The sequence below is a fragment of the Escherichia sp. KCJ4928 genome (genome assembly GCF_004352695.1).
Lineage (GTDB): Bacteria > Pseudomonadota > Gammaproteobacteria > Enterobacterales > Enterobacteriaceae > ECMA0423.
In genome coordinates, this window is the sequence record NZ_SJWV01000905.1 from 1 (window position 1) to 202 (window position 202).

The window sequence follows — 202 nt, forward strand, 5'->3', positions numbered from 1 at the left end:
GGATACACACCAAGTGCCAGAGTCTTCTCCTTACCCAGAATACGATAACGGAGACGCCAGTAACGGGAACCATTAGGATGAACCAGCAGGAACATGCCAGCCCCGTCAGTGAGTTTATAAGCCTTGTCAGTGGGCTTTGCAGCCCGGATTTTTGCGTCAGTCAGTGCCATAGTTCAGCCTTCTGAATGCGTTAAAGAGGGTA

1 protein-coding gene is annotated in these 202 nt (G+C 50.5%); it reads right to left on the bottom strand.

Annotated elements, in window-relative coordinates:
* A partial coding sequence (locus E0D98_RS27340; RefSeq protein WP_074148218.1) for an Arm DNA-binding domain-containing protein occupies positions 1-170 on the bottom strand: 170 nt, incomplete at its 3' end.
* Positions 171-202 lie beyond the last annotated feature (32 nt).